General features: G+C 70.9%; 8 protein-coding genes. 1 reads left to right on the plus strand and 7 read right to left on the minus strand.

Annotated elements, in window-relative coordinates:
* Positions 1-123: 123 nt before the first annotated feature.
* Positions 124-897 (minus strand): SDR family oxidoreductase, encoded by a 774-nt coding sequence (locus ACLVWQ_RS37630; RefSeq protein ID WP_414113791.1) that lies wholly within the window; start codon positions 895-897, stop codon positions 124-126.
* Between the two features lie 114 nt (positions 898-1,011).
* Positions 1,012-1,761 (minus strand): SDR family NAD(P)-dependent oxidoreductase, encoded by a 750-nt coding sequence (locus tag ACLVWQ_RS37635; protein WP_414113792.1) that lies wholly within the window; start codon positions 1,759-1,761, stop codon positions 1,012-1,014.
* A 94-nt stretch (positions 1,762-1,855) separates the two neighbouring features.
* Between ACLVWQ_RS37635 and ACLVWQ_RS37640 the strand changes: the two genes are divergently transcribed.
* Positions 1,856-2,464, plus strand: coding sequence for a TetR/AcrR family transcriptional regulator (locus ACLVWQ_RS37640; RefSeq protein ID WP_414113793.1), 609 nt, complete (start codon positions 1,856-1,858; stop codon positions 2,462-2,464).
* A 49-nt stretch (positions 2,465-2,513) separates the two neighbouring features.
* Here the strand turns inward: ACLVWQ_RS37640 and ACLVWQ_RS37645 are convergent, their stop codons facing one another.
* From ACLVWQ_RS37645 to ACLVWQ_RS37665, 5 genes are all read right to left on the minus strand, one after another.
* Complete coding sequence (locus tag ACLVWQ_RS37645; protein WP_414113794.1) at positions 2,514-3,965, minus strand: aldehyde dehydrogenase family protein; 1,452 nt, start codon at positions 3,963-3,965, stop codon at positions 2,514-2,516.
* Positions 3,962-5,692 (minus strand): N-acyl-D-amino-acid deacylase family protein, encoded by a 1,731-nt coding sequence (locus ACLVWQ_RS37650; protein ID WP_414113795.1) that lies wholly within the window; start codon positions 5,690-5,692, stop codon positions 3,962-3,964. Before ACLVWQ_RS37650 ends, ACLVWQ_RS37645 begins: the two co-directional genes overlap by 4 nt.
* Positions 5,693-5,800: 108 nt before the next feature.
* Positions 5,801-6,919 (minus strand): LLM class flavin-dependent oxidoreductase, encoded by a 1,119-nt coding sequence (locus tag ACLVWQ_RS37655; RefSeq protein WP_414113796.1) that lies wholly within the window; start codon positions 6,917-6,919, stop codon positions 5,801-5,803.
* 122 nt (positions 6,920-7,041) lie between these two features.
* Positions 7,042-7,824, minus strand: coding sequence for an SDR family NAD(P)-dependent oxidoreductase (locus tag ACLVWQ_RS37660; RefSeq protein WP_414113797.1), 783 nt, complete (start codon positions 7,822-7,824; stop codon positions 7,042-7,044).
* 199 nt (positions 7,825-8,023) lie between these two features.
* On the minus strand, positions 8,024-8,791 hold the full coding sequence (locus tag ACLVWQ_RS37665) for an Abi family protein (protein ID WP_414113798.1): 768 nt from the start codon (positions 8,789-8,791) through the stop codon (positions 8,024-8,026).
* Between the last annotated feature and the right edge of the window lie 31 nt (positions 8,792-8,822).

Below are 8,822 nucleotides of genomic sequence, written 5' to 3' on the forward strand. Positions count from 1 at the left end.
CGCGAGGCGGTCGTCGGCCGCGCGGCGAGCGCGCCGAACCCGGAACCCGCACCCGTGATGACGATCGTGCTGCCCATGACGGGCCTCCTGAACTGAGGGGAGAGAGAAGGGAGTCGGTGAGCGTTACGCGATGCCGCCGTTGGCGCGGACCACCTGGCCGTTGACCCAGCGGCCGCCCGGACCGGCCAGGAAGGACACGACCTCGGCGATGTCACGGGGTGTGCCGAGGCGCTCGAGCGGCGGCTGCGCGGCCATCCGCGCGACGGTCTCCTCGTCCTTGCCGTCCAGGAACAGGGCGGTGGCGGTCGGCCCCGGGGCCACCGCGTTGACGGTGACGTCCCGGCCGCGCAGCTCGCGGGCCAGGATCAGGGTCATGGCCTCGACGGCGCCCTTGGTGGCCGCGTATCCGGCGTAACCGGGGAGGGCGAGGGCCAGTACGGAGGTGGAGAAGTTGAGGATCGCGCCGCCCGCGCGCAGCCGGCGGGCGGCCTGCTGGTCGACGACGAAGGTGCCGCGGATGTTGGTGCGGTGCATCCGGTCCAGGGCGTCGAGGTCGGTGTCGACGACCGGGGCCAGCGTCATGACACCGGCCGCGTGGACGACGACGTCGACCCCGCCGTACGTCGACTCGGCGGTGTCGAAGAGCGCCGCGACCTCGGTCTCCTCGGCCACGTCGGCGCGGAAGGCGATCGCCCGGCCGCCCGCCTCGGTGATCGCGCCGACGGCCTTCTCGGCCTCCGCCCGGTTGCCCGCGTAGTTCACGACGACGGCGAAGCCGTCGGCCGCCAGCCGCTCCGCGGTCTCCCGCCCGATCCCCCGGGACCCGCCGGTGACGATCGCCACGCGGTCGGCCGCGGCGGTGGGGGTTCCGGTTCCCGTACCGGTCTGTTCCGTCATGACGGTGCTCCTCGTCTCGGCGGTTAGCGCTGTTCGCCTTCCGACGAGAACAACGCTAACACCGAAACGGTAGCGACGCTAACGGCACGCGTAGCGTCGCTACCCGCATCGGCCTCAGATCTGGTTCTCACCGCCGTCGACGTAGAAGTTGGCGCCGAGGACGAAGCTGCTCTGCTCGGAGGCGAGGAACGCCACCAGGGCGGCGACCTCCTCCGGGCGGCCCATCCGGCCGATCGCGGTGTCGCCCGCGAGCTTCACCCGGACCTCGGGCGCGTTCTCCTCACCGAAGAGGGCCGGGATGGCGGGGGTGTCGACCGGGCCCGGCGAGATGGCGTTGACCCGGACACCGCGACTCTTGAGCTCGTTGGCCCAGCCGCGCGCGAAGGACCGGACGGCCGCCTTGGAGGCCGCGTACACACTGAACGCCTCGGCGCCGTTGTCCGCGGCGGTCGAGGCGTTCAGGATCACCGAGGCGCCCTCGTTGAGCAGCGGCAGCGCCTTCTGCACGGTGAACAGCGTGCCCCGCACATTGACACCGAAGGCCGCGTCGAACTGCTCCTCGGTGATCTGCTCCAGCGGTGCGAGCGAGGCGGTCGCCGCGTTCGCGAAGACCACGTCGAGCCCCCGGCCCCGGGCGCGGACCGCGCCGTACAGCCGGTCCAGGTCGGCCGGGTTCGCGATGTCGCCCGCCACGGCGGTGGCACTCGCCGCGCCGATGACCTCCACCGCCGCGTCCAGCTCGGTCTTGCGCCGGCCGGTGACGAACACGTGCGCACCCTCGGCCGCCAGCCGCACCGCGCTGGCCAGGCCGATCCCGGTGCCGCCGCCGGTGACGACCGCCGTCTTGCCCTCTAGCTGTCCCATGTCGATGACCTCCACAAAGTTCGGTACCGATCAGTACCGAATGAGACCGTAACACCTTCCGCACCGACCGGTACAGAAGAGGTAGGCTGGGTGCATGGAGATCCAGCGGAAGGCGGCGATCGGCCGCCCCAGAGGCTTCGACGCCGACGAGGCGCTCGAACGCGCCGTGCGGGTCTTCTGGGAGCAGGGCTACGAGGGCGCCAGCCTCACCGACCTGACCGACGCCATGGGCATCACCCGCACCAGCATGTACGCGGCCTTCGGCAACAAGGAGGAGCTGTTCCGCAAGGCCCTGGAGCGCTACACCGAGGGGCCCGCCTCGTACGTGGCCCGCGCCCTGCGGGAACCGACCGCCCTGGAGGTGGCCACCGCGTTCCTGGGCGGCTCGGTGCGGGCCACCACCCGCCCCGGTCACCCCACCGGATGTCTCGGCGTGCAGGCCGCTCTCGCCGCCGGCGACCCGGGGCGCACCATCCGCGACCTGCTGGTCGCCTGGCGCGACGAGGCCGTCGACCAGCTGCGCGACCGGTTCCGACAGGCCGTCGAGGAGGGCGACCTGCCCGCGGGCACCGACGCCCAGGCGCTCGCCCGCTACCTCATGACCGTGGGGAACGGCATCGCCGTGCAGGCCGCCGGCGGCACCGCCCGCGAGGACCTCCAGCGGGTGGCGGACACGGCCCTGCGCAACTGGCCGCCGGTCTGAACCACCGCCTGAACCCGACGACCACCGGCCCGCCCTCAGCCGGGGGCCCTCAGCCCGGCCAGACCAGCGACTGGAGTTCGGAGTACGCGTGCAGGGCGTACGAGCCGACGTCCCGGCCCACCCCGCTCTGCTTGAAGCCGCCGAACGGCGCCTCCATGTTGCGGCCGACCGTGTTGACGCCGACGCCCCCGGACCGCAGCCGCCCCGCGACCCGGAAGGCGCGGGCCACGTCGCCCGACCAGACGTAGTCGATCAGGCCGTACTCGCTGTCGTCGGCCAGCGCGACGGCCTCCTCCTCGTCGTCGAAGGGCAGCACCACGACGACCGGGCCGAAGATCTCCTCGCGGACCACCCGCATGTCGCGGGTGCAGTCGGCGAGCAGCGCGGGCGCCACGTAGAAACCCCGGTCGAGAGGCGGGCGTTCGCCGCCCGCGACCACCCGCGCGCCCTCCTTGCGGCCCAGTTCGACGTACGACTCGACGCGGTCCCGGTGGGCCGCCGAGATCACCGGTCCGACGACCGTGCCCTCGGCCCGCGGGTCCCCCACCTTCAAATGGCTGATGTAGGTGGCAAGTTGGGCCACGAGTCGCTCGTACACCGGGCGCTGCGCGAGGACCCGCGTCGGGGCCGTGCAGATCTGGCCGCTGTAGAACGAGAACGTCGTGCCGATCCCCCGGACCGCCGAGCTCAGGTCGGCGTCCTCGAAGACGATCGCCGCGCCCTTCCCGCCCAGCTCCATCAACTGCCGTTTCATCCCGCGCCCGCACACCTCGGCGATGCGCCGGCCCACCGCGGTCGAGCCGGTGAAGCTGACCATGTCGACGTCGGGCGCGTCGACGGCCGCCTCCCCGACCTCGGGGCGCGCACCGCTGACGACGTTCACGACACCGGGCGGCACGCCCGCCGCCTCCAGGGCCTCGGCCATCCGGTACACGGAGAGCGGGTCCTGCGGGGCGGGCTTGACGACGACCGTGTTGCCCATCGCAAGGGCGGGCGCGATCTTGCCGGCCGGGTTCGCCCAGGGGTTGTTGTACGAGGTGATGCAGGTGACCACGCCGACCGGCCGGCGCACGGCGAGGGCACCGAGGACGGCCGCCCCGCCGAACGGGCCCGCCTCGTTGATCTGCGGGGGCAGCGGCTGCTCGACGGGCTCCACGCGCGCGTACCGCTCGAAGCGGGCCGCCCCGACCCCCACCTGCATCCCGCGCGCGGTCCCGGTGGTGGCCCCGGTCTCCGCCTGGGCCAGCTCGGCGTACGGGACGAGGTTGCGCCGGATCTCCCGGGCCGCCCGGCGCAGGACGGCGGCCCGCTCCTCGGGGGCCGTGCGCGACCACGACCGGAAGGCCTCGCGGGCGGCACCCGCCGCCGCGTGCACCTGGTCCCGTGAGGCCTCCGGAGCCGCCCCGACGGTCTCCTCGGTCGCCGGGTCGATCACCGCGTAGTGGCCGCCGTCCGGCTCCACCCACGAACCACCGATGAACAGCCGCTGCCCGTCGCTCATGTGGTGCTCACCGTGCGCGTGTCCCGGCCCGACCTGAGCACCGTGCCGGGGACGGCGCCGGTCACCACGTCGTCGCGTATCGACTCGACGCCGTTGACCCACACGGCCGTGACGCCGATCGCCTTCGAGTCCAGGCGCGGGCTGTCTCCCGGCAGGTCGTGCACCAGGGTGGCCTTGCCGGCGTCGATCCGCTCCGGGTCGAAGAGCACGAGGTCGGCATGGAAGCCCTCCGTGATCCGTCCGCGCCCACGGAGCCCGAAGAGCCGCGCCGGGTCGTCCGTGAGCATCTTCACCGCCTGCTCCAGCGTGACCAGTCTCCGCCCGCGCAGACAGTCCCCGAGGAACCGGGTCGTGTACGGCGCCCCGCACATCCGGTCCAGATGGGCGCCCGCGTCGGAGCCGCCGAGCAGCACGTCCTCGTGCCGCCACGTCTCCTGGCGGAGGAGCCACGAGTCGGGGTCGTTGTCGGTCGGCATGGGCCACAGGACCGTACGCATCTCGTCGTTGGCACAGATCCCGACGATGCACTCGAAGGGCTCCTGGCCGCGCTCGGCCGCGATGTCCCGCACGACCCGGCCGGTGAGCCCCTCGTTCTCGGCGCTGTACGTGTCCCCGATGACGTACCGCCCGAAGTCGGCGAGGCGCCGGAAGACGCCGGCCTCCTTGGAGTCGGCCCGCCGCAGCATCTCGGCCCGGACCACCGGGTCCCGCAGTTTCGCGATCCGCTCGGGCACGGGCAGGCCGAGGACCTCGCCCCAGCCGGGGATGAGGTTGAGGGCGCAGAAGGTGCCGAGGGACATGTTCATCGGGGTGAGGATCGGCATCGTGAGGGCGACGATCCGCCCACCGGCCTTACGGGCCCGCTCACTTGCCGCCAGCTGCCGGGGCACGCGCTCGGGGACGGCCGCGTCGATCGTCAGGACGTTCCAGTTCAGGGGCCGGCCGGCCGCCGCGCTCATCTCCACGAACAGATCGATCTCGGCGTCGCTGAACTGGTCGAGGCAGCCCGCCACGATCGCCTCGATCTGCGTGCCCTCGCGCTCGCCCACGGCCCGGGAGAGCGCGAGCAGTTCGGCGGGGCGCGCGTGCCGGGACGCGACGGGTTTGCCGTCGCCGTCGGAGTGGGTGGACGACTGGGTGGTGGACAGGCCCCAGGCACCGGCCGCCATCGCCTCGTCGAGCAGCGCGACCATCGCCGCCAGCTGCTCCGGCGTCGGCTGCCCGCCCACGGCGTCCGGCCCCATCACGTACCGCCGCAGCGCGCAGTGCCCCACCATGAAACCGGCGTTGACGGCGATCCGCCCCTCCAGGGCGTCGAGGTAGTCCCCGAAGGAGTGCCAGCTCCAGGGCGCGCCCTCCTCAAGGGCGACCAGCGACATCCCCTCGACCTTGGACATCATCCGCCGGGTGTAGTCGGCGTCCTCGGGCCGCGCCGGGTTCAGGGGCGCGAGGGTGAACCCGCAGTTGCCCCCCGCCACGGTCGTCACCCCGTGGTTGAGCGAGGGCGTGGCGTACGGGTCCCAGAAGAGCTGGGCGTCGTAGTGGGTGTGGGGGTCGACGAACCCGGGCGCGAGGACGAGCCCGGCGGCGTCCTCCCGCGTCCGGGCCTCCTCCGTGACCTGGCCGACCGCGGCGATCCGCCCGTCCCGTATCCCCACGTCCCCGACGAAGGCGGGCCCACCCGACCCGTCGACGATGGTCACACCCGCGATCAGATGGTCAAGCACGACAGCCCCTTCTCTCCCTGAATCCTCTGGCTTGCTACGGGTGCACTCACCTGGGGGCGCGGGGAACTGCGCGACCAGCCCCCACGCGGCCGCACCCTCCGACGACCCTCAGCCTGCCGCCCGGAACCGAGTGGTCCGGTGGACAGGATCCGTGTCGATCTTCGGAACCACGTGCTCCCCGATCAGCCTGATCGTCTGGAGCGTCTCCTCCTTGGGCACCCCGACCGGCAGCCCGAAGCTGAGCTGGTCGGCCCCCGCCTGCTCCCACCGCTTGCACTGCGTGAGCACCTCGTCCGGATCCCCGCAGATCAACAGCTCCTCCGCGATGAGCAGTTCGATGAGCTCCTCGTTGTACTCGGGCAGCGTCTCCGGCCACACCGGGAACCCCTCGGGACGAGGAAACGTGTCGTGGTAGCGGAAGACGAGCGAGGGCAGATAGTGCAGCCCGCCGTTCACGGCGACCCGTATCGCCTCGTCGTGGGTGGGCGCGCAGATCGCCGTCGTCGTCACCATCACGTTGTCGTTGACGAAGTCCCCGACCGGCTCCGCCTCGACGACGGCCGTCTTGTACTGCTCCAGGACCCACTCCATGTCGGAGACCTTCTGCACGCTGAAGCCGAGCACCCCGAGCCCCTTGCGGGCCGCCATGGCGTACGAGGGCGGCGACCCGGCGGCGTACCACATCGCGGGGTGCGACTTCCCGTACGGCTTCGGCAAGATCTTGCGGGGCGGGAGCTGCCAGTGCTTGCCCTTGAACCCGACGTACTCGTCCTGGAGCCACATCTTCGGGAACTCGGCGATGGTCTCTTCCCAGATCTCCTTGGTGTAGTTCATGTCGGTGATGCCGGGGAGGAAGCCGAGGATCTCGTGCGAGCCGGCGCCGCGCCCGCTGCCGAACTCGAAGCGGCCCTCGGTGAGATGGTCGAGCATGGCGACCTTCTCGGCGACCTTCACGGGGTGGTTGACCTGGGCGAGCGGGTTGAAGATGCCCGAGCCCAGGTGGATCCGCTCGGTCGCGTGTGCCAGATAGCCGAGGAAGACGTCGTTGGCGGAGAGGTGAGAGTACTCCTCCAGGAAGTGGTGCTCGGACGCCCAGGCGTACTTGAAGCCGGACTTGTCCGCCTGGATGACGTACTCGGTCTCCTCCATCAGCGCCTTGTGCTCCGCGAGCGGATCGGTCTCGGCCCGCTTGCCCACGTATCCCTGTACAAAGAGCCCGAATTCCAAGGAGGTTCACCGTCCCCTGTCCGTCAGCCGTGTCTCACCCGTAGCCGTACCTGACGTACCGTCAGATTCATTGCCGCCGACTGTGGCACCGAGCCCGCGAGGCGTCAATACCTGACGGCCCGTCACATCGCGCTCACGCCGGCCAGCCAGCCCCCGTCGATCACGAACGGCTGACCCGTGATGTAGGAGGAGTCCTCGCAGGACAGGAAGAGGGCCAGCCTGGCCACCTCCTCGGCGCCGCCGATCCGGCCCATCGGGATGATCTTGCGATACAGCGAGGCGACGGACGCCAGGGCCGCCTCGGCGTCCGTGGTCGGATCGAGCAGGACCGGATTGCTCATGGCCGTGTTGACCGCGCCGGGGCAGACGGCGTTGACGCGGATCCCCTTGCCCGCCAGCTCCAGCGCGGCCACGCGGGTGAGGCCGACGATGGCGTGCTTGGTCGCGCTGTACGCGCCGACGTACGCCATGCCGGTGAGCCCGACATACGAGGAGGTGTTGACGACGGTCCCACCGCCGGCCGCCTCGATCTCGGGGGCGAGCGCCTTGATGCCGAGGAAGACACCGACCTGGTTGACCCGCACGATCTGCATGAACTCGTCGAGCGGGGTGTCGACGAGGGCGTTGAAGCGCAGGATCCCGGCGTTGTTGACGAGCCCGTCGACCTTCCCGTACGCCGCCTTCGCCGCGGCCACCGCGTCCGCCCAGTCGTCCTCCTGACTCACGTCCAGGTGAACGTACCGGGCACGGTCGCCCAGCTCCTTGGCGAGCGCCTCCCCTTGCTCGTCGAGCACGTCGGCGACGACGACTTCGGCGCCCTCGCTAACAAAGAGCCGCACTTCCTGCTCACCCTGCCCACGGGCACCTCCGGTGACGAGAACGACCCGGCCGTCGAGCTTGCCCATGGATTTCTCCTTCAGAGACGCGAACACGGACACACCCATGCTCGTATCTGACGGTCCGTCAGACAAGGGAGTGGGGAGAGTAAATGACGGACGGACGCCTCGGAAATCAACAAGCTGGTTTGATCTTTGCGCTGTCCGGATCGCAGTACCTGGCGATTCCCTCTGGCTGGTCTATGGAATCGAGCTGCGGAGGCGAAAGTCACGGCCGGGTGCGCAGCAGCTCGGGGACGCGGCTGGTCTGCCCGAGCCAGGTGGCGACGTCCTTGTCGATGTACTCGGCCAGGAGCAGGACCTCGGTGTGGGCGTCGGACAGAGTGAGCCGACGGGTCCGGCCGCGGCGGTCGGTCTGACCCGGGAGAGGAACGCCGTCGATCAGCGGTTCGTGATGGGCGACGCGATTGCGCAGCGACCGGACATGGCTGGCGGTGGTAAACACAGTGGTCCGCTTGCCGCCGCTGTTCGGGAACGCCTTATGCAGGGCCTTGCGCCACAGGGTGGAGTCGTAGTCGACGTTCTTGCGGTGCGGGCCGTCGCCCCGGGTGCCGCCCTTGTCGAGCAGGTTCACCCAGCAGCCGAAGGTGGACTCCGCCACGATCTTCCCGGCCGGGACCTCCCGGAGGGTCTTCTGCGCCGGCTTCCCGGTCGCCGGATCGGCGGGCATGGTGATGTTGCGCCAGGTGGTCTTGAAGCCGCTCATGGTGCGGTCGTCGAACAGCTCAGCGCGCGCGTACCAGGTCGCTCCGTAGGCGGCGGCGAGCTGTTCCGCCATGGCGTTGCGCAGGATGACCTCGGCAAGGGCGATCACCTCGCCGAAGGCGGCGGACAGGCGCACGTTCCACAGGTACAGCTCCATCGCTCTCGCCTGTGTGCCCGTGACGGCGAGGAACGGAGCAAGGCGGGGCCGGGAGATCAGCGGTTCCAGGAGCTTGAGCTGCGCCGCCGGGCCTTGTCCCCGCGGAGTGGACACCTGTTCGTGTTGTTATGCAGCGAGTGTCAGG

The organism is Streptomyces sp. CWNU-52B (assembly GCF_047444975.1).
In the GTDB taxonomy this organism is placed as follows: Bacteria; Actinomycetota; Actinomycetes; order Streptomycetales; family Streptomycetaceae; genus Streptomyces.